This window comes from Sinorhizobium sp. 6-70 (assembly GCF_030124375.1).
GTDB lineage: Bacteria > Pseudomonadota > Alphaproteobacteria > Rhizobiales > Rhizobiaceae > Sinorhizobium.
In genome coordinates, this window is sequence record NZ_JASKLS010000004.1 from 338043 (window position 1) to 358974 (window position 20932).

Consider the following 20932-nt stretch of genomic DNA (forward strand, 5'->3'; position numbering starts at 1 on the left):
GGAAACATGCAGGAGGCCGCTACTTCCACCGTCATTGCCGAGCAGCCTAGTCAAATGCGGCGGCGCTGGTATATACCCCAAGAGAGGTATTTCAACCCGGATTGCCCTGTGGAAGGAGTATACCCCGAAGCGGGAAAATCGGGCGGGGAGCGCGGTTTGAGTATCGACCTCGATGGGCTTTTTCAGGCGCTGGCGCCCTTGGTCGACGGTGCGCCGATGGAGGATCAGGCCGTCGGTGGCGCATTTCGTCGGCTAATGTCGACCCTGATGAACTTCGATTATGTCGTCGTCTTCGCCTATCGCGGCAAGGAACGTCCGATCGATCTCTACAGCACCTTCGACGCGAAGGATCACGTTCTTTTCGTCAGTCTCTATCAGGCCGGGCCCTATCTGCTCGATCCCTTCTATCATGCCGCATGCGCGCCGAAGCCTGGCGTCTGGCGGATGCGGGAACTGGCGCCGGATCGCTTTTTCTCCAGCGAATACTACCGCACCTATTACGTCCAGACCGGGCTTGCGGAGGAGGTCGGCTTTTTCGTGCCGATCAGCGATGAGATCACTGTCGTCCTCTCGCTGATGCGGCGTGAGGCGACCGGCACCTTCAGCGCGGCGGAGTTCGCTTTGCTCAAGAAGGGGGAGCCGCTGGTGGCGGCGCTCGTGCGCCATCACTGGGCCGATCTCGGCCGCCGCTTCGACGTGGCACTGGCGAAGACAGGGCGGAGCCGGCGAAAGGCGGTGCATCCGCCCGCCGACGGCGTCTGGCAACATCTGAACGTGACCGAAAGGGAGGCGGCGATCATCGAACTGGTGCTTCAGGGGCATTCGTCGGAGTCGATCGGCCTCAAGCTCGGCATCTCGACAGGCACGGTGAAGGTCCACCGGCGCAACGTCTATCGCAAGCTCGGCATCTCCTCTCAGACCCAGCTTCTTTCGCTCTACCTGAAGAATCTCGGCCAGTAAGGCGCGCGGCCTTGACTGGCTTCCAGGGAATATTTGAGGATGCCCGCATTCCCTTAAAGAGCCGGAGCGTTCAATGTCCGAGATCCCGCCATCCAAGCCGCATTCGGTTGCTCATCATGTCGCCAGAATGAGCGGTCGGGATCCGCACGAGAGCCATCGCGCTGCCACGCCGCTGGAACTGCTCTTCGACCTGACCTTCGTCATCGCCTTCAGCCTTGCTGCCGCACAGCTTGCACACCTGCTGGCCGAGGGGCACGTCAAGGCCGGGCTGATCGGCTTCGGTTTCGCGACGTTCGCGATCTGCTGGGCCTGGGTGAACTTTTCCTGGTTCGCATCCGCCTACGATACCGACGACTGGGTGTTTCGTTGCGTGACGATGGTGCAGATGGCCGGCGTGCTCATTCTCGCCATCGGACTTCCGCCTATGTTCGAGTCGATCGACAAGGGCGAAAACCTGAACAACGGCATCATGGTGCTCGGTTACGTGGTGATGCGGGTCGCCATGGTGTTCCAATGGCTCAGAGCGGCGCGAGAGGACCCGCTCCGCAGCAAGGCTTGTACGACCTATGCCATCGCGATCTCCATTGCGCAGATCGGCTGGATCGTGCTGATCTTCATCGATTTCTCCCTGCTCGTGACGCTTGCCTTCGTCGTCGTGCTGACGGCGGTCGAGATGGCCGGGCCGGTGATCGGGGAATCGTTCCAGGGCGGAACGCCCTGGCATGCCCACCACATAGCCGAGCGCCACAGCCTGCTCGCCATCATTGCGCTCGGCGAAGGAGTGGTTGGAACGGTCGCCTCCGTGACAGCGGTGGTCGAGGGGCACGGCTGGAGTGCCGATGTCGCCCTTGTCTGCATCGCAGGCACAGGGCTGACCTTCGGCATGTGGTGGATCTACTTCACGCTCCCGAGCGCGGAAATCCTTCACAAGTTCCGCAAGCGCTCCCTCGTATGGGGTTATGGGCACATGCCGATCTTCGCCGCAATCGTCGCGACGGGCGCGGGTCTGCATGTCGCCGCCTACTATATCGAGCACAAGGCGCATATTTCGTCCGTCGCGGCGGTGATGACCGTTGCCGTTCCGGTCGCGATCTACATAGGCTTGATTTACGCCATGTACATCTATCTGGTCAGGGCGGCGGAGCGTCGCCATTTCTGGCAGTTCCTTGCTACGATCCTCGTGCTGGCGACTTCAGTCGGAGCCGCGATGGCGGGTATCGATATGGCGGTATGCCTCATTATTCTGATGTTCGCGCCGATCATCACCGTCGTTGGTTACGAACGCGCCGGCCATCGCCACAAGGCACGATCGCTCGACCGCGCGCTCGGGGGCGAGCAGAGCGCGCATTGAGGGCATGCTTCGGCACGCAGTTGTCGAGTCATTTCATGGCTTTGCGTGAAGCGCCTGAGGATCCGATTCAGGTGCTTCACGAGGTGATTCAAGTGCGGGCTTACCACGTCTTGCTGAGCTTCAGCGTGATCGTCCGGCCTTCGCCGTAGCCGCAGGTTTCGAGGCCCTGGCATCCCTTGACATATTCCTTGTCGAAGAGGTTGGCGACGTTGAGGGATGCGGCCCAGTCGTTCTTCTCGTAGCGGATCGCAGCATCGACGAGCGTGGCGTCCGGCACCTTCTTCGTATTTTCCGCATCGGCCCAGGATTCGCCTTGGTAACGGACCCCAGCGCCGAGGCTCATGCCTTCGAGCACGCCACTCGTGAGGGTGTAATCGAGCCACACTGCCGCCTGTGTTTCGGGGACAATATAGGGCGTTTTGCCGATGAGCGACGGGTTGGTATCTTCCGTGATCTCGAGGTCGGTATAGCTGAAGGCCGAGATCAGCTGCCAGTTTTCGTCGACATTGACCTTGGCTTCGAGCTCGATCCCGCGCGCACGCACCTCGCCGAACTGCGTGGACAGACCAAGGATATCTGTCACCTGGACGTTCTGCTTGGTTATCTCGAAGACGGAGGCGGTGAACAGCCCGTCGATGAATGTCGGTGCGTATTTGATACCGGCCTCATACTGGTAACCCTCTTCCGGTTTCAATGGCACCAGCGTCACGACTGCCGGATCGGGGTTCGCGTCGCGGTTGCCGATGAGCGGGTTGAAGAACGTGGCAATGCTCACATAGGGTGTGATCCCGTTCTCGAACTCATAGGCGAGACCGGCACGGCCGCTGAGTGCGCCGTCGTCGTACGAGAAATTGGAGGGGCTGGAGAAGGCGGTAGTGCCATTCTTGATGTCCGTATCGACGTAGTCGTAACGGCCGTTGAGGGTGACGAGCCAGCCGTCGCCGAAGCGAATCTGGTCCTGCGCATAGACGCCGAGCTGCTGCTGCGTCACGACCTGGTTCAGGTAGACGAAGTTCGGCCCCTGCGGCACGCCATAGACCGGGTCGGTAGCGCTGATCGGCGTCGCCCCGCAGCATGCCTGGATGTGGTCGAGACGGTAATATTTGTAGTCAAGGCCGGCGAGCAAAGCGTGGTTCGTGCCGCCGAGATCGAATTCGTTCTCCACCCGGTTGTCGATTGCGAAGCTGTCGACCTTCGACGTTGCCTCGAAACCGATGCGGTTGAGGAGGTAGTCGGGACCGGTCGGCGTGCCGCCGACGTAGCCGAAAGTGTAGGGTCCCTGTTCGTGCTTGTGGAGATGGGCATAGCGGGCGTTCTGAGTGAAGGTCCAGCCGCTTTCGAGCTCGTGTTTCGCCTCGTAGCCGATCATCTGCTGGGCGTAGGTTCCCTCGTCGAGATCGGGCTCGCCGTAGAAGGCGTCGCGGTCGATCTTGCCGAACGGCGCATCGACGACGGTTCCCACATAGGGCAGGAAGCCGTTGCCGACATGCAGCTGGTCGAGGCCCTGCAAAAGGCCGTAAACAGTGAGGCTCGTCGCGTCGTCCGGGGCATAGGCTATTTGCGGCAGGACGAAGCCGCGCAGATCCTCGGAGAAGTCGGAATAATTGTCGCCTCCGGCAACCTCGCCGGTCAGCCGATAGCGAACGGTTCCATCCTCGTTCAGGCTGTCGTTGAGATCGAAGCCGGTGAAGGCGTTGCCGTCGTTGTTGATGCCGATTTCGGCATAGTGGAACGGCTCGTCAAGCGGCCGCTTGCTGATCAGGTTAATGATGCCGCCCGGATTGGCGCCACCGTAGAGCACCGATGCCGGCCCCTTCAACACCTCGACTCGCTCAAGCATGAAGGGATCGATCTGGAAGCCGCCGAAGCCGAAACTGTATAGCGACAGGCCGTCGAGGAACACGCCGGTCTGGGTCGCATTGAAGCCGCGAATGTAGAACCAATCCGTGTCGGCGTCGGTGCCGAATGGCTCGGTGGCAACACCGGGCGTGTAGCGCAGTGCCTCGTCGATCTTGTTGACGACGCCGCGATCGTCCAATTCCTCACGCCCGACAACCGAAACGGATTGGGGAATGGCGGTGACCGGCGTCGCAGATTTAGATCCGGTCGAGGTCGCTTTGGCCACGTAGCCGTCAACAGGGCCTGTGGCGCTGCCATTCGCGGACGCCCCGCCTTCGACCACCAGCCTTTCCAGTTGGGTGGCGCTCCCGTCCTGCGCTGGCGCCGCTCCGGCGACCAGCAGCGCTGCGAACGCTACTCCGCCCCCCAAGACGTCCTTCAAACGCACTCTGTTGCCATTGCTCTGCATCGTATCTCTGCCCCGAAATAGGCCATGTCGCGCTCCATCCCCGGAGAACGCGGCGTGGCCAGTCGTCCTGTTGATAAGATGAGCGTTTATCTCAAGTATATCGGTCGGGCTTGTCCGGATCCGGGAAAATTGAACGATCCTGGGCAAATTTCCGCACGGCACCAGGCGGTCGGCCGACCGCCGTCATGAGAGGCGGCACTTTTTCCAGAGCGCGGGCGTGGTGCCGACCGTCTTCCTGAAGACGCGCGTGAAGTGTGCCTGATCCGCGAAGCCCGTTTCGGCCGCTACGGTGGTCAGCGACCGGTCGCCCTTGATCAGCATTTCCTTGGCGCGTTCGATCCGGGCATTTGTCTGCCACTGATGCGGCGCCATCCCGGTCGATGCCTTGAAGGCGTGGCTGAAATGCGATTGTGACAGCCCGGTGAGTTTCGCCAGCTCTTCGAGCCGGACGTTGCGGGCGACGTTCTCCCCGATGTAGTCCACCGCGCGGCGCAGTTGCCAGCCTGCCAACTGGCTGCGTTTGCGGCTCACGCCTCGGTTGATCTTCATCAGGTCGATGAACAGCGCCAGCGTCAGCCCGTCGCCGTAGAGGTCGTGCAGCGGCTGCGGATTGAGGCATTCGGCCGCGATCAATTCCGCAAGATGGAGAAACCGAGGGTCCTGAAACATGAGCCGAGGCGTCTCGATCGCGCTGGGGTCGAGATCTTCCATCAGGCGCCGGCTGAGCGCGTCGACGTCGAAATGCAGGTCGAGATGCCGCAGGTACTGGATATCGACGACATCGGTCCAGAGCTCCACGCCGGCGGGTATGTAGGAGAGGGCCTGCCGATGATAGTTCTGGACGGCGCTCCTGCCGCTTGAGGCGAGTTTGACTCGGCAATTTCCTCCGCCCTTCGCGTCGAGCACGATGAACATGCGCGGGTCTTCCGCGATATAGTAGCCGCCGGCGTGGGGAATGCACTCAACGTCCCACACATCCGCGACGACGCCGTTCCAATGACGCCGGTGCATTCCGCCTATGACAGAGAAACCGCTGATCCTGTTTTGCATGCGCGGCTGAAATGTCATTGTCACGTCCCTGGCCCCGCTGGGCCTTCCCGGCCCGACGAAGTGATTAATCTTTCTTTTTTTAGTCAAGTTTCGATATCGCAGTGCATCTGGATTTTCAATGCGCCGCAGCAGCCATCCGCGGTTTGCAAAAAAAAGAGGGCACGACCGGTATTGGTCGTGCCCCGATATGTTTGTTCGAACGAGTCCTCAGGCGTCGATCAGGGCCAGCTTGGCGCGAGCGTCGAGAATCTGGGCGCAGGCACGGGCGGCTTCTTCGCCCTTGATGACGAAATGATCGCGGAAGAAGGCGATCAGCGGTTCGCTTTCCTGGAAATTATGCGGGGTGAGCACAGCGGAAAGGACCGGCACATCGGTGTCGAGCTGCACGCGCATCATGCCGTCGAGCACCGTGCCGGCGACAAAGTCGTGGCGGTAGATGCCGCCATCAACCACAAAGGCGGTTCCGAGGATCGCCGAATAACGGCCGGTTCGGGCGAGCGTCTGTGCGTGCAGCGGGATTTCGAGAGCACCCGGAACGTCGAAGATCTCGACGTCGGCCGCGTTGCCGCCGAGCTTCGTCCACTGCGCGACGAAAGCATCGACGCACCGGTCGACGATGTCGGCGTGCCAGCGGGCGCGGACGATTGCAATCCTGGCGGCGGGTTGGGAAAGAATGGTCATGGTCTCAAGCCTTTCAGGGTTTGGGTGTTTCCAATGATCCCGTCGGGCGAACATGCATGCGCGGAGAGCCCGAGAAGGGACTCCGCTCCTGCTTGCTCTCTTCCATCCGGACTGTAACCGTCGGCTCCGGAATTCGACCGGATCTGCTGACCTTCGGAATGAGGCTCCCGAAGCGCTCGCGGGCTTCGGCCACATGATCATCCGACCATGTGATCGCTACCGCCGGTGGGGAATTTCGCCCCGCCCTGAGAACGCTTGCGACTATATAGGTCGGCGGGGCGCGGTCAAACGCGCGCTGCGACGGAAAATCGGGAAATCGCGACAGATTTTTCCACGGCCGCGCATTGCCGGAACAAATCATTCCGGCACTACAGCGCCGCGCGTCTTGTCAGACGCGCAAAGGACGCTGTAGCACTTTGAATTTGCTGCATGTTTTTATCCTTAAATCGGATACGATTTAAGGAAACATGCAGTAGCGCCGCGCGTCTTATCAGACGCGCAAAGGACGCTGTAGCACTTTGAGTTGCTGCATGTTTTTATCCTTAAATCGGATACGATTTAAGGAAACATGCAGTAGCGCCACGCGTCTTATCAGACGCGTAAAGGACGCTGTAGCACTTTGAATTGCTGCATGTTTTTATCCTTAAATCGGATACGATTTAAGGAAACATGCAGTAGCGCCACGCGTCTTATCAGACGCGTAAAGGACGCTGTAGCACTTTGAATTGCTGCATGTTTTTATCCTTAAATCGGAACGACTTAAGGATACATGCAGTCAGCGGGACCTATTCGCGGATGACGAGCAGGTCCCTGGCGGCGAAGCGCAGCGTGACGTTCTCGCCGGAGACCGGCGGGGTGAGGCCCGGATCGTTGAACGTATCGAAGGAGATGATGTCGTTACCGACGCGCAATTTTGTGCGGATGACGGAACCGAGGAAGCTTGTGGACACGACTTCGCCTGCGAGAGCTGTGTCGCCCTTCGCACTCTCGACGATCGAGCCGGCCTCCGGGCGCAGTGCGAGCGAAATGCTGTCGCCGCCCTTCATGCCAGCGATCGGCGCTTTGAGGGAAATGCGCTGATCGCCAATGGTGACGGCCCCGCTTGCCGGGTCCGCAACCTTGCCCTCGATGATGTTCAGCGTGCCGACGAACGAGGCGACGAAACGGGTTGCCGGCGTGTTGTAGATTTCGAAGGGGGTGCCGATCTGGTCGGCGTGGCCGGCATTCATGACGACGATGCGATCGGAGATCGACAGCGCCTCTTCCTGATCGTGCGTCACGAATACGGTGGTGATGCCGAGCTGCTGCTGGATCTGGCGGATCTCCTCGCGCAGCGAAACGCGGATCTTCGCGTCGAGCGCGGAGAGGGGCTCGTCGAGCAGCAACACTTGCGGCTTGACGGCGAGCGCACGGGCGAGCGCCACGCGCTGCTGCTGACCGCCCGACAGCTGATAGGGATAGCGGTCCGCCAGGTGCTCAAGCTTGATCAGGCCGAGCATCTGCTTCACGCGCTGGTCGATTTCCGTTTTCTCGGCGCCCGCCACCTTGAGGCCGAAGGCGACGTTGTCCTGCACGTTCATGTTCGGGAACAGCGCATAGGCCTGGAACACCATGCCGATATTGCGTTGGTTGGGTTTCAACGCGCCCTGGTCCTTGCCGTCAATGACGACGGAGCCGCCCGAGGGGGTCTCGAAGCCGGCGATCATGCGCAGGATGGTGGTCTTGCCGCAACCCGAGGGGCCGAGGAAGGAAACGAACTCGCCCTTGTTGATGCCCATGTTGAAGTTGTGCACGACCTGAACCGGGCCGAAGGACTTCTGGATATTGGTCAGTGTCAGGAATGCCATGTGATCAAGCCTTGGCCGGAGCGGATTTCTGGAAGCGGGAGACGAGCTGGATCAGACCCATGCTGAGCCAGGTGATGGCGAATGCGATGACGGCGAGCGCCGAAGGTTCATAGGCCTTGTTGGCGCCGACGAGCTGCAGGTAGGGGCCGAAAGCCGGCCGGTTGAGCAGCGCCGCCATGGTGAATTCGCCCATCACGATCGCAAAGGTGATGAAGGAGCCGGACAGCACGCCGCTCATCACATTCGGGAAGATGCAGCGGAAGAGGATCGTCGGCCATTTGGCACCGAGGCTCTCGGCCGCTTCCGTCAGCGTCCTGACGTCGATCGCCCGCATGGCGGTATCGACCGCGCGGTACATGTAGGGCAGCGACAATGTCATGTAGGAGAACATCAGGAGCGCGTTCGTGCCGGAGGTCGACCCCGTCAGCGGCAGTACCGACGAGGAGTTATAAAGGCGCAAATAGCCGAAGACGATGACGATCGCCGGGATGACGAGCGGCAGTAGCGTGATGAATTCGACGACCGGTCGCACTTGCGGCAGGCGCAGCCGCACCCAATAGGCTGTCGGCACGACGAGCAGCATGCCGAAGACGATGGTCAAGAACGCCATCAGCATCGAATAGCCGAAGGTCTCGCGGAACTGGATATCGGAGAAGACTGACTCGTAGGCGTCGAAGGAATATTGGCCACGCCGCATGCGCAGCGAGAATTCCAGGGTGCCGAGCAGCGGAATGATGAAGTAGCCCGCTCCGATGGCGATGGCGATCCAGGCGCCGAGGCGTTGTGCTTTCATTTCTGCCACCGTTCGGCGCGCATCCGCAGCCAGATGTAAAGAATGTTGGAAATGCCGGTGATGACGATCATGCCGAGCGCCAGCGCATAACCGAGGTTCGGGTTGTGCAGCACGTCGCCGCGGATCTGCGCATAGAGCAGGATCGGCACGATGTTGAGTGAACTGCCGGTGAGGGCGTAGGCGGTGGCGATTGCACCGAAAGCGTTGGCGAAGAGCAGGAGCGTCGTGCCGAGCAGGCTCGGCCAGAGGATCGGCAAGGCCACCATGCGCCAGTATTGCCAGTGTGAGGCGCCGAGGATCTCGGACGCTTCGCGCCATTCCTTCTTCATGCCGTCGAGTGCCGGCGTCAGGATCAGCACCATCAGCGGGATCTGGAAATACATGTAGGTGATGGTGAGACCGAAGAAACTCAGGAGGTTGAAGCCGGTTGAGTAGAGATTGAAGCCGAACCAGTCGCGCAGGAAAACCGTGACGAGGCCGGTGCGCCCAAGGGTCGCGAGAAACGCGAAGGCGAGCGGCACGCCGGCGAAGTTCGAGGCAACGCCGGAAAAGGTGAGAAGGCCGGAGCGGACCCAGGTGGGGACGCCGCCGAGCACGATCGCCCAGGCGAGGAAGAAACCGATCAGCGCGCCGCCGAGCGAGGAAGCGACCGAGACCCGGATCGAGATCCAGTAGGCTGAGAGAATCGAAGGCGTGAAGAGGTCGGCAATGTTCTTGAACGTGAGCTCGCCCTCGGGCGTCAGGAAGGCGCCGGTCACGAGATAAAGCGTCGGGACGATCAGGAACATCAGCGCGAAAATCATGAACGGCGCGATGCCGAGCCAATCGATGATCGCCCGTTTGCTGATCCGGGGTGCTGCTATTGCTGTTGTCATGGTCATCGCGTTTCCGGCCGTCCCGGCATCAAAGGAAGCCTCCCCGCCGGTGCGGGGCGGGGAGGCCGAGGTCAATATTACTGGACGTTGGCGCCGACGATGGCATCCCACTTGGTGGTGATTGCCGTCTTGCCGGCTTCCTGCTCCTCGAGTGTCGGGAAGACGGCCTTTTCATAGGCCGCTGCCGGCGGCAGCTTGTCGAGCATTTCCTGCGGGACCTTGCCGTTCTTGGCGAGGTCGTTGAAGCGGATCGGGTGGCAATAGCCCTTCAGCCAGCCGAGCTGACCTTCGTCGGAATAGAGGTATTCCATCCAGAGCTTGGCGGCATTCGGATGCGGGGCGAAGGCCGAAATCGCCTGGACGTAGACGCCGGCGACGACGCCCGAAGCCGGGACGACGACTTCGACCGGCGGGTTGCCGTTCAGGCTGTCGCGCCAGGAGAGACCGTTATAGTCCCAGGCGATGATGATCGGGGTCGAGCCTTGCGCGAGCGAAGCGGACTTGCCGATGACCGGAACGAAGTTGCCGGCCTTGTTGACTTCGCCGAAGAAGCCGAGACCAGCCTCGCCAGCCTTGGCGGCATCCTTCTCACCGGCGGAAAGGCCGGCGGCATAGACGGCCTGGACGGCCTGGTTGGACGCGCGCGGATCGCCGGCGAGCGCGACCGCGTTCGCATAGTCCGACTTCTTGAGGTCGGCCCAGTCCTTCGGCACGTCCTTGACGATGTCGGTGTTCACCACGAACGAGAGAACGCCGTAATAGTCGCCGTACCAGTAGCCTTCCGCGTCCTTGGCGCTATCCGGGATCGAGTCCCAGGTCGAGACCTTGTAGGGCTGGATCAGGCCTTCGGCCTTGGCCGACGGACCGAAAGACAGACCGACGTCGATCACGTCGGGCGCCTGCGGACCGGTGTTGCCCTTGTTGGCCTTGATTGCTTCGATTTCGTCACCCGAACCGGCGTCCGGGTTCAGTTCGTTGACTTCGAGGCCGTACTTGGCCTTGAAGCCGGCAATGACGTCGCCGTAGCCGCACCAGTTGTGCGGAAGCGCGATCGTGGTCAGCGTGCCTTCCTTCTTGGCGGCGGCGATAAGCTCCTCGCTCGGCTCGGCGACGGCGATTGCCGACGTTGCGAGCAGCATGGCGGTGGAAAGCGAGAGCAGGCGTTGAGTCTTTGAAATCACTGACGTTCTCCTTATTGTGCTTTCAGTTGAAATCGTTCGTTGTAATTTCGGCGATGCTGTTAAAGAGGCGCGATGAAGCCTGTGTGACAGGCTCTGTCCCGTTCGCGCCATCCGTGTCGGTCGCGGGACGGCGGTCGTCCTGATTTGCGCAAACACCCGGTGGTATCCAGTGAGCTTGGTCCATAAACTGCCGGCTCCTCCCTAGACCGGCCTGCGGAAAATGCGTGTCGAATCGAACAGGCCTTCAAGCATCTTCATCCGGTCCCGCGTCTCGTCCCAGTTCATGTTCTGCACGGCTTCGATCAGCGCCTCGACGAGAAAGAGCAGCATGACCGAACTGTCCCAGGCCGAGGGTGCTTCGATCTGCACGCGGAAGACCTTGGAAGAGGATTTGGCGACGGGAGAACCCCATTGGTCCGTGAAGAGAACAATTTCGACGCGCCGATCGCGGGCGATGCGGGCAAGCGTTTCCATCTCCTGTTCGTACCGGCGGATATCGAACAGGATCAGAACGTCGCCCTGCTTCATGTCCAAGACGTAGTGCGGCCAGGAGCTCGGGTTGGCGGCGATCTGGGTAACCCCGGTGCGGATGACCTGGAGATGGGTGAAGAAGTAGTCGGCCAAGGAGCGAGTGATGCGCCCGCCGGCAAGATAGATATTGCGTTTGCAGTCGGCGATCAGGGTGGCGGTCTGATCGAATTCGCGCGGTTCTATCTGGGACAGCGTCTGGCGCATATTCCCCATGACTGCATCGGCGAACCGGTTAAGCGTGTGCGTGCCGGGGGCGCTGGCGGCCCAGCGATCGTGCTTGGCGATCGGATTGGAGATCGTCGCCTCGAGCTCCTGGTGGAGCCTTGCCTGAAAGTCCGGAAATCCGCGGAAGCCCAGCTTCTGGACCATGCGCGCCACGGTTGGCGTCGAAACGCCGGCGTTCTCGGCGACCGTGGTGATCGAACCGAGTCCGGAGACGGGATAGTTGTCGAGAAGTGTCTCCGCCAATTGCTTCTCGGCGCGCGTCAGCGCCGCGAAATGTGCGTTGATCACATCCGACACCGTCATGGATGCCGCTTTGCTGGTCAATGTCGTGCCCCTGAACTGGTCTGCGCCAGCTTGTGACGAATTAAACATCGCTGTCACAATCGGAGTCAATCTGCTTTTTGAAGAGATCGTTTCAGATTTCCGTTGACACTCCCTGATTCGTGAAGAATTCTCTTCATTAAGATCGTCTGACGAGGCAATTTGGGGGCGCCGGTTTTGACGGGACTTTTGACGCAGGCAGAGGGCGATCCGGTCGCCATCGACAATGCGGGCGGGAAGGGAGACTTCCTCTTCGTCTGCGAGCACGCGTCACGCCGCCTGCCGGAGCGTCTAGGAACGCTCGGCCTTTCAAAAGAAGCACTGGAGAGCCATATCGCCTGGGATCCCGGCGCGCTGGCGGTCGCCGGACGTCTTGCCGACAGGCTTGACAGCACGCTCATCCATCAACGCTTTTCGCGCCTTGCCTATGACTGCAACCGGCCGCCCGAGTCCGATGCCGCAATGCCGGCCGTCAGCGAAGTCTACGAGGTGCCGGGCAACAGGGCGATGTCGGCCGCAGAACGACAGGCGAGGGTGGCGGAGATCTATCTCCCGTTTCGCGACGCCGTGGCGCGGTTCGTGTCCGAGCGCAAGGCCGCCGGACGGCGCCTTTTCCTTGTCACCATGCACAGTTTCACGCCTGTCTATTTCGGTGAGCCGCGCGCCGTCGAAATCGGCATCCTGCACGATGCCGACAGCCGGTTTGCCGACCGCATGCTCGCGATCGCGACGGACGGAGAGGTCGCCTACGACATCCGCCGCAATGAGCCCTATGGGCCGGCGGACGGCGTAACGCACAGCCTGGTAGAGTACGGCGTGCGAAACGGACTGCCGAACGTGATGATCGAGATCAGAAACGATCTCATTCGGGACGAGATTAGCCAGAGGGTCATGGCTGATTATCTGGAAGGGCTGCTCGTCAAGAGTAGGGCCGCCCTTCCTGCACGATAAAAAGACTCTGGGGAGCGGCAAAGCCGCGGTCCCGTTCCGATGCCGGAGCGGGTGTGATGGGGCCTCCTGCAATGGCGCGCGAGGTCAAGGAGAAAACAGGGGATAGAAGATGTCAGACTACACCGATGTCGATAAGAAGCAGGACATGCAGGTCCTGCATTCGATGGGCTACGCCCAGGAGCTCGAGCGGCGCTTGAGCCAGTTCTCGAACTTCGCCGTTTCTTTCTCGATCATTTGCATTCTGTCGGGCGGTATCAACTCGCTGGCGCAGGCGACATCCGGTGCGGGTGGCGCGGCGATCGGCATCGGCTGGCCGCTCGGATGCTTCATCTCGCTGGTCTTCGCCGTCGCCATGGCGCAGATCGGCTCTGCCTATCCGACTGCCGGCGGCCTCTATCACTGGGGCTCGATTCTCGGCAACCGGTTCACCGGCTGGCTGACGGCCTGGTTCAACCTGCTCGGACTTGTAACGGTTCTCGGCGCCATCAACGTCGGCACCTATTACTTCTTCATGGGCACGTTCGGGACACCCTATTTCGGCCTCGAAGACACGACGACCACCCGCATTGTCTTCCTTACGATCATCACCGGCCTGCAGGCCCTTGTGAACCACATGGGTATCGGGTTGACAGCGAAGTTGACCGACTTCTCGGGCTACCTGATCTTCGTGACCGCGATCTTGCTCGCCGTGGTCTGCCTTGCCGCGGCCGACACCTACGAGATCGGCAGGCTCTTCACCTTCGCGAACTATTCCGGCGAAGCGGGCGGCGACGTCTGGCCGGAGACGTCTGGAACCTGGGTATTCCTGCTCGGCCTCCTTCTGCCGATCTACACGATCACCGGTTATGACGCCTCGGCGCACACGTCGGAGGAGACGGTAAGGGCCGCGCATTCCGTGCCGCGAGGCATGGTTTCGTCGGTGCTCTGGTCGGCGCTTTTCGGCTACATCATGCTCTGCGCCTTCGTGCTGATGATCCCGAACATGGACGAGGCCGCCAAGCAGGGCTGGAACGTGTTCTTCTGGGCGATGGACGCGCAGGTCAACCCGGTCATCAAGGACATTCTCTATCTCGCCATTTTCGTCAGCCAGTGGCTGTGCGGTCTGGCGACGGTGACCTCGGTCTCGCGCATGATCTTCGCCTTCTCGCGTGATGGCGGCCTGCCGGCTTCGAAGGCGCTTGCCAAGGTCAGCCCGACCTATCGCACGCCGGTTGCGGCGATCTGGACCGGGTCGATCCTTGCCGTGCTCTTCGTCTGGGGCTCGTCGCTCGTCTCGATCGGCGAAACGCCCGTCTACACCATCGTCGTCTCCTGCACGGTCATCTTCCTGTTCTTCTCATTCGCGATCCCGATCACGCTCGGCTTTTTCGCCTGGGGAACCTCGAAGTGGGACAAGATGGGTCCTTGGGATCTCGGCGAGGGTACGTTCAAGCTCTTCGCCGTGCTGTCGATCATCGCCATGGTGCTGATCTTCGTGCTCGGCATTCAGCCGCCGAACGATTGGGCGCTCTACATCACCGTCGGCTTCCTGGTCGTCACGGGCATCGTCTGGTTCGGCTTCGAGAGCCGCCGTTTCCGCGGGCCGCCGATCGGTGACGAAGTTGCGCGCCGGCAGGCCGAAATCGTCGCAGCCGAAAAGGCCGTCGGGCAACGTTGATTAAACAACAAGAAGGCGGGGCCGCGCCTGCGGCTTCCGCCTCATTTTTTGCGGCCACGGGAACGGTCGCACCGAAACATGGGATGATACTTTCATGAGCTATTCGTTCGAGGAATTGAAAGAGGATGTCGCCGCCGGCCGCATCGACACGGTGCTCGCCTGCCAGGTCGACATGCAAGGGCGCCTGATGGGCAAACGCTTCCATGCGGAATATTTCGTCGAAAGCGCGTGGAAGGAAACGCATAGCTGCAACTACCTGCTTGCGACCGACATGGAGATGGAGACGGTCTCCGGCTACAAGGCGACGAGCTGGGAGAAGGGTTACGGCGACTATACGATGAAGCCTGATCTTGCGACGCTCCGGCGCATTCCGTGGCTTGAAGGCACGGCGCTGGTGCTCTGCGACGTGCTTGATCACCACACGCACGAAGAGGTGCCGCATTCGCCCCGGGCCATCCTCAAGAAGCAGATCGCGCGCCTCGAGGCGATGGGCCTCAAGGCCTTCATGGCGAGCGAGCTGGAATTCTTCCTCTTCGATCAATCCTACGACGATGCGCGCCAGTCCGGCTATCGCGACCTGCAACTCGCCAGCGGCTACAACGAGGACTACCACATCTTTCAGACGACCAAGGAAGAGGACGTGATGCGGGCGATCCGCAACGGCCTTCAGGGCGCCGGCATTCCAGTCGAAAATTCCAAGGGCGAGGCCTCTGCCGGCCAGGAGGAAATCAACGTCCGCTATGCCGACGCGCTGACAATGGCGGACCGGCATGCCATCATCAAGAACGGCTGCAAGGAAATCGCCTGGCAGCGCGGCAAGGCCATCACCTTCCTCGCCAAGTGGAACTATTCGGCTGCCGGCTCCTCCTCGCATATCCACCAGTCGCTCTGGAGCGCCGACGGCGAGGCGCCGCTCTTCTTCGACAAGAGCGCGCCCCATGGCATGTCCGAGCTGATGCGGCACTACGTCGCCGGGCTTCTGACCCATGCGAGCGAGATCACCTATTTTCTGGCGCCTTATATCAACTCCTACAAACGTTTCATGGCCGGCACCTTCGCGCCGACCAAGGCGATCTGGAGCAAGGACAACCGCACCGCCGGCTATCGCCTCTGCGGCGAGGACACCAAGGCGATCCGCATCGAATGCCGCGTCGGCGGTTCCGACCTCAACCCATACCTTGCCTTTGCCGCTTTGATCGCCGCCGGCATATCCGGCATCGAAGACAAGATGGAACTCGAAGCGCCATTCGTCGGCGATGCCTATTATGGCAAGGACATACGCGAGATCCCGCACACGCTGAGGGATGCGACCGAGGCACTCACCGGCTCGAAGATGCTGCGTGCCGCCTTCGGCGACGACGTGATCGATCACTACACCCGCGCGGCGCGGTGGGAGCAGGAGGAATACGACCGGCGCGTCACCGACTGGGAGGTCGCGCGCGGTTTCGAAAGAGCGTAAGAATTTCCCTTCCCAACCCCTCCGCACAAGGAGGAGGGCTTTCTGGCGCACTCCGGTTAGGTGTGTGGAGAGCGCGTGGTGCGTTTCCCCCTCGCAGGCAGGGCGGCGCGCGGCGCTGGGAGGGGTCTTGTTGTTGAAAGCAAAAGCAGGATGACGATCATGACGATGATCAAATGCATTTCCCCAGTGAACGGCGAGGTCTACGCCGAGCGCCCCGCGATGCCGCTGGAACTCGCCAGACAGACCGTGGCCCACGCGCGTATGGCACAGAAAATCTGGGCGAAGCGCCCGGTCGAGGAGCGCGTCAAGCTCGTGCTCGCGGGCGTCGCGCGGCTCAACGAGATGGTCGACGAGGTCGTGCCCGAGCTTGCCTGGCAGATGGGCCGGCCGGTGCGCTATGGCGGCGAGTTCAAAGGTTTCAATGAGCGCTCGAACTATGTCGCCTCGATCGCCGCCGATGCACTGAAACCGATCATTGTCGAAGAGAGCGACCGTTTCGAGCGGCGCATCGAGCGCGAGCCGCATGGCGTCGTCTTGGTCATCGCGCCGTGGAACTACCCTTACATGACCGCGATCAACACTGTCGCCCCGGCGCTGATGGCCGGGAATACGGTCATCATCAAGCATGCGAGCCAGACGATCCTCGTCGGCGAGCGCATGGTGCGCGCCTTCATCGAGGCCGGTGTGCCGGCGGATGTGTTCCAGAACCTTTTCCTCGATCACGACACGACGGCGGCGCTGATTGCCGCCAAAAGCTTCGATTTCATCAATTTCACCGGCTCGGTCGAAGGCGGACGCTCGATCGAACGTGCCGCCGCCGGCACCTTTACCGGCCTTGGCCTCGAGCTTGGCGGCAAGGATCCGGGCTATGTGATGGAGGATGCGGACCTTGATGCCGCCGTCGACACATTGATGGACGGCGCGACCTACAATTCCGGCCAGTGCTGCTGCGGCATCGAACGCATCTATGTGCATGAATCGCTCTACGACGCCTTTGTCGAGAAGTCGGTTGCTTGGGTTTCCAATTACAAGCTCGGCAATCCGCTCGATCCGGAGACGACGCTGGGCCCCATGGCCAACAAGCGCTTTGCCGCAACCGTGCGGCATCAGATCGCCGATGCCGTTTCGAAGGGCGCCAAGGCGCTGATCGATCCCAAACTTTTCCCGCAGGATGACGGCGGCGCCTATCTCGCGCCGCAGATCCTCGTCGATGTCGATCATTCGATGGAGTTCATGCGCGAGGAAACCTTCGGGCCGGCGGTCGGCATCATGAAGGTGAAGAACGACGGCGAGGCGATCGAGCTGATGAACGATTGCCAATATGGCCTGACCGTTTCGCTCTGGACGCAGGACGCCGAGCGCGCCTCGCGCATCGGCCGCAATCTCGAAACCGGCACCGTCTTCATGAACCGCGCCGATTATCTCGATCCGGCGCTCTGCTGGACGGGGGTTAAGGAAACGGGCCGCGGCGGCTCGCTCTCGATCCTCGGCTTCCACAATCTCACCCGTCCGAAATCCTATCATCTGAAGAAAGTAACAGCATGACGATCACCGCCAACTGGAGCTATCCGACCGCCGTCAAGTTCGGCGCCGGCCGGATCAAGGAGCTTGCGGGCCATTGCAAGGCTCTCGGCATGAAAAAGCCGCTGCTCGTGACCGACCGCGGTCTTGCGCCGATGGCGATCACGCAGAACGCGCTCGACATCCTGGAGACGGGCGGTCTTGGCCGCGCCATCTTCGCCGACGTCGACCCAAACCCGAACGACAAGAACCTGGAAGCCGGGGTGAAGGCGTTCAAAGAGGGCGGCCATGACGGCGTCGTTGCCTTCGGCGGCGGTTCCGGCCTTGATCTCGGAAAATGCGTCGCCTTCATGGTCGGCCAGACGCGGCCGGTCTGGGATTTCGAGGATGTCGGTGACTGGTGGACGCGCGCAAGCGTCGAGGGCATCGCGCCGATTGTTGCGGTTCCGACGACCGCCGGCACCGGTTCGGAAGTCGGGCGCGCCAGCGTCATCACCAATTCGGCGAGCCACGTGAAGAAGGTGATCTTCCACCCGAAGTTCCTTCCAGGCGTCACGATCTGCGATCCGGAGCTGACAGTCGGCATGCCCAAGGTCATCACGGCCGGCACGGGCATGGATGCCTTCGCCCATTGCCTGGAGGCCTATTCCTCGCCCTTGTATCATCCGATGTCGGCGGGCATTGCGCTTGAAGGTATGCGGCTCGTCAAGGAATACCTGCCGCGCGCTTACAAGGACGGCGCGGATATCGAAGCGCGCGCCAATATGATGAGTGCCGCGGCGATGGGTGCCGTCGCATTCCAGAAGGGACTGGGCGCGATCCATTCGCTCTCCCATCCGGTCGGTGCGATCTACAACACCCATCACGGCATGACCAATGCCGTGGTGATGCCGCCGGTGCTTCGCTTCAACCGGCCGGCAATCGAGGACAAGATCGCCCGCGCTGCCGCCTATCTCGGCATCGCCGGCGGTTTCGACGGTTTCTACGACTACGTGCTGAAGCTGCGCGAGGAACTCGGCGTGCCGGATAAGCTTTCCGCGCTCGGCGTCGGCACTGACCGCATCGATGAAATGTCGGAAATGGCGATCGTCGATCCGACCGCCGGCGGCAACCCGGTCGAACTGACCCTCGACGCGGCGAAGAAACTCTTCAGAGAGTGCATCTGAGCGGATCGCGTTAATTTTTTCGAAGCCCGGAAGACCTTGGTTTTTCGGGCTTTGCCGTCGGTTGCCAAGCCCGCGGTTAATCTTTGCCCGCCAAAATTTCCGTTTCGTTAACCATGTTCTGAAAGGCTCTGTTAAGGGGCGCCGCCGATGCATCGGCCGGGGCTCGAAACAATGACGGAATGAGGTGGAAGATGGCGGTCATCACATTTGCCAACGCAAAAGGCGGCGCCGGCAAGACGACGGCGGCATTGATCCTGTCGACGGAACTGGCAAGACAGGGCAACAAGGTGGTGGTGCTCGATGCGGATCCGCAGCGCTGGATCACGCGCTGGTCGGAGGTCTCCGGCCATGTCGCCAATCTTGAGGTGATCTCGCACATCACGCCGGCATCGCTGCCCTGTCATATCCGCGAACTGAAAGACGAGGCGGATTTCATCGTTATCGACCTCGCCGGGGCGAAGGATGCGATCGTCGCGCTGGCACTCGGCCTTTCCGACCAGGTGCTTATCCCGGTTCAGGGCTGCGCGATGGACGCGCAGGGCGCTGTCCAGATCCTCGAACTGATCCGCCATCTCGAACAAAAGGCGACGGTGCGCATCAAGCATTCAGTCGTGCTCACGCGCGTCAACTCGCTGGTGACGACGCGTGCGCTCCAGACGATCAAGACGCTGCTTGCGTCGCGGGGTGTTGCAATGCTCGAAACGCCGATCGTGGAACGCGCTGCCTATCGCGAGATTTTCGAGTGCGGCGGAACGCTGCAGACGATGGATACAGGTCGCGTCAGCAATCTCGACAAGGCGCGCGAGAATGCTCTGGCCCTTGCCCAAGAAGTCCAGGCGCTTTTGCCTGCTCGTCCGCAGCGCTCCTGGGCATCGCGGGTGCCGTCCTGGGCGCAACTGCGCGCCGCGTAGCAGCATTTTGGCCTTTCTCCCGAACCCAACCGGAATTGACGATGGTCAATTCCGGTTGAATCTTTTGTCTAGGTCCACCGAATGGCCGTCGCGCGTAAGGTTTCCTTTACCACGCTCTTTTAACCCTGCCGATGGAAAGTGAATACGCGTCAACGTCTACAGCGCTGTGCGTCTCCCAAGACACACAAAGGTCGCCGTAGCACTTTGAATTTCTGCATGTTTTTCTCCCGAAATCGGGGGCGATCGAAGAAAACATGCGGGCGACGCGGCCGCCATGAACGCGGCGACGGGTTCCCGATGCCGAGGTTCAGTATCGGTGGTTCCGACCTTCCATGACCCAGTCGAGCTCTACGCAGGGAAGTTCACGGATGAAGACGGAACCCTCCACCGCCGGCCAGGATATCGCCGGCCGTCTCAATTTCATGGCATTGGATGAAGCCGCCAAGACAAATCTAAGGGCGCTGAAGCCGCTCCTGCAGAAGGAGCTTGGACCTGCGCTCGACCGGTTCTATGCAAAGGTGAAGCAGACGCCGGAGACCAACGCCTTCTTCTCGTCCGACGGACATATCAACCGCGCCAAGAACGCCCAGCTCGGCCATTGGGCGAACATCGCCGATGCGAATTTCAATGCCGAATATGGCGCCAGAGTGCGCACGATCGGCCAGGTCCACGCCAAGATCGGCCTCGAGCCGCGCTGGTATATCGGCGGCTATGCGCTGATTGCTGAGCACCTGATCGGTGCGGCGGTAAAGGCGCATTGGCCGAGAGGGGGTGTCTTTTCTCGCCAGACGACCTCGGCGGAAGAGATGGGGGCGATGCTGGCAAGCCTGATCAAGGGCGTCTTCCTCGACATGGACCTCTCCATCTCGGTCTATATGGACGCCTCCGACGTCACGAAGCAGCGTGCCGTGCAGGAGGAGGTGCTTGCCGGCGAGCGGGAGCTCGTCAGCCGCACGTTCGGCGCGGCCTTGAAGCAGATTTCCGATGGCGATCTGACTGCGCGCATCACGTCCGACCTGCCGGAGGCTTACAGCGAACTTCGCGAAAACTTCAATCACGCCATCAGCGAATTGGCGCGGGTCATCGGCGGGATCGGCGTGGGCGCCAGTCAGATTCACCTGAACGCCAAGGAAATCGCGGATGC

Annotated in this window: 17 protein-coding genes and 1 riboswitch; of the genes, 9 read left to right on the forward strand and 8 right to left on the reverse strand. The window is 61.2% G+C overall.

What is annotated here, in order from left to right; all coding sequences use genetic code 11:
* Positions 1–156 precede the first annotated feature (156 nt).
* Entirely contained in the window at positions 157–960 is an 804-nt protein-coding gene (locus tag QN222_RS11330; protein WP_283964659.1) for a LuxR C-terminal-related transcriptional regulator, read from the forward strand.
* A 73-nt stretch (positions 961–1033) separates the two neighbouring features.
* Positions 1034–2311, forward strand: a complete 1278-nt coding sequence (locus QN222_RS11335; protein ID WP_283964660.1) for a low temperature requirement protein A — start codon at positions 1034–1036, stop codon at positions 2309–2311.
* Positions 2312–2411: 100 nt separating this feature from the next.
* On the opposite strand, the gene QN222_RS11340 is transcribed toward QN222_RS11335, so the two are convergent.
* The 8 genes from QN222_RS11340 to QN222_RS11375 all read right to left on the reverse strand — a co-directional run bounded on the left by QN222_RS11340 (position 2412) and on the right by QN222_RS11375 (position 12105).
* Positions 2412–4619, reverse strand: coding sequence for a TonB-dependent siderophore receptor (locus QN222_RS11340; protein ID WP_283964661.1), 2208 nt, complete (start codon positions 4617–4619; stop codon positions 2412–2414).
* Between the two features lie 183 nt (positions 4620–4802).
* Positions 4803–5687 (reverse strand): AraC family transcriptional regulator, encoded by an 885-nt coding sequence (locus tag QN222_RS11345; protein ID WP_283964662.1) that lies wholly within the window; start codon positions 5685–5687, stop codon positions 4803–4805.
* A 189-nt stretch (positions 5688–5876) separates the two neighbouring features.
* On the reverse strand, positions 5877–6350 hold the full coding sequence (locus QN222_RS11350; RefSeq protein WP_283964663.1) for a 6,7-dimethyl-8-ribityllumazine synthase: 474 nt from the start codon (positions 6348–6350) through the stop codon (positions 5877–5879).
* A 90-nt stretch (positions 6351–6440) separates the two neighbouring features.
* A riboswitch (FMN riboswitch) is annotated at positions 6441–6607 on the reverse strand.
* A 528-nt stretch (positions 6608–7135) separates the two neighbouring features.
* Positions 7136–8197: an ABC transporter ATP-binding protein gene (locus QN222_RS11355; RefSeq protein ID WP_283964664.1), complete on the reverse strand. Its 1062-nt coding sequence runs from the start codon at positions 8195–8197 to the stop codon at positions 7136–7138.
* Between the two features lie 4 nt (positions 8198–8201).
* Entirely contained in the window at positions 8202–8990 is a 789-nt protein-coding gene (locus QN222_RS11360; protein WP_283964665.1) for an ABC transporter permease, read from the reverse strand.
* Positions 8987–9871 (reverse strand): ABC transporter permease subunit, encoded by an 885-nt coding sequence (locus QN222_RS11365; protein WP_283964666.1) that lies wholly within the window; start codon positions 9869–9871, stop codon positions 8987–8989. Before QN222_RS11365 ends, QN222_RS11360 begins: the two co-directional genes overlap by 4 nt.
* A gap of 71 nt (positions 9872–9942) precedes the next feature.
* On the reverse strand, positions 9943–11046 hold the full coding sequence (locus QN222_RS11370; RefSeq protein ID WP_283964667.1) for an ABC transporter substrate-binding protein: 1104 nt from the start codon (positions 11044–11046) through the stop codon (positions 9943–9945).
* A gap of 201 nt (positions 11047–11247) precedes the next feature.
* Positions 11248–12105: a MurR/RpiR family transcriptional regulator gene (locus QN222_RS11375; protein ID WP_283964668.1), complete on the reverse strand. Its 858-nt coding sequence runs from the start codon at positions 12103–12105 to the stop codon at positions 11248–11250.
* Between the two features lie 195 nt (positions 12106–12300).
* Here QN222_RS11375 and QN222_RS11380 point away from each other — a divergent pair, with 195 nt between their 5' ends.
* The 7 genes from QN222_RS11380 to QN222_RS11410 all read left to right on the forward strand — a co-directional run.
* The gene (locus QN222_RS11380; protein ID WP_283964669.1) at positions 12301–13074 is read left to right on the forward strand and encodes an N-formylglutamate amidohydrolase; all 774 of its coding nucleotides are present in this window, start codon (positions 12301–12303) and stop codon (positions 13072–13074) included.
* A 109-nt stretch (positions 13075–13183) separates the two neighbouring features.
* Entirely contained in the window at positions 13184–14731 is a 1548-nt protein-coding gene (locus QN222_RS11385; protein WP_283964670.1) for an amino acid permease, read from the forward strand.
* Between the two features lie 94 nt (positions 14732–14825).
* Positions 14826–16190 (forward strand): glutamine synthetase family protein, encoded by a 1365-nt coding sequence (locus QN222_RS11390; protein WP_283964671.1) that lies wholly within the window; start codon positions 14826–14828, stop codon positions 16188–16190.
* A gap of 159 nt (positions 16191–16349) precedes the next feature.
* Positions 16350–17735, forward strand: coding sequence for an aldehyde dehydrogenase family protein (locus tag QN222_RS11395; RefSeq protein ID WP_283964672.1), 1386 nt, complete (start codon positions 16350–16352; stop codon positions 17733–17735).
* On the forward strand, positions 17732–18877 hold the full coding sequence (locus QN222_RS11400; protein ID WP_283964673.1) for an iron-containing alcohol dehydrogenase: 1146 nt from the start codon (positions 17732–17734) through the stop codon (positions 18875–18877). Before QN222_RS11395 ends, QN222_RS11400 begins: the two co-directional genes overlap by 4 nt.
* Positions 18878–19068: 191 nt before the next feature.
* Positions 19069–19788, forward strand: coding sequence for a ParA family protein (locus QN222_RS11405; RefSeq protein WP_283964674.1), 720 nt, complete (start codon positions 19069–19071; stop codon positions 19786–19788).
* Positions 19789–20156: 368 nt separating this feature from the next.
* On the forward strand, positions 20157–20932 hold a 776-nt coding region (locus QN222_RS11410), incomplete at its 3' end, for a protoglobin domain-containing protein (protein ID WP_284005435.1).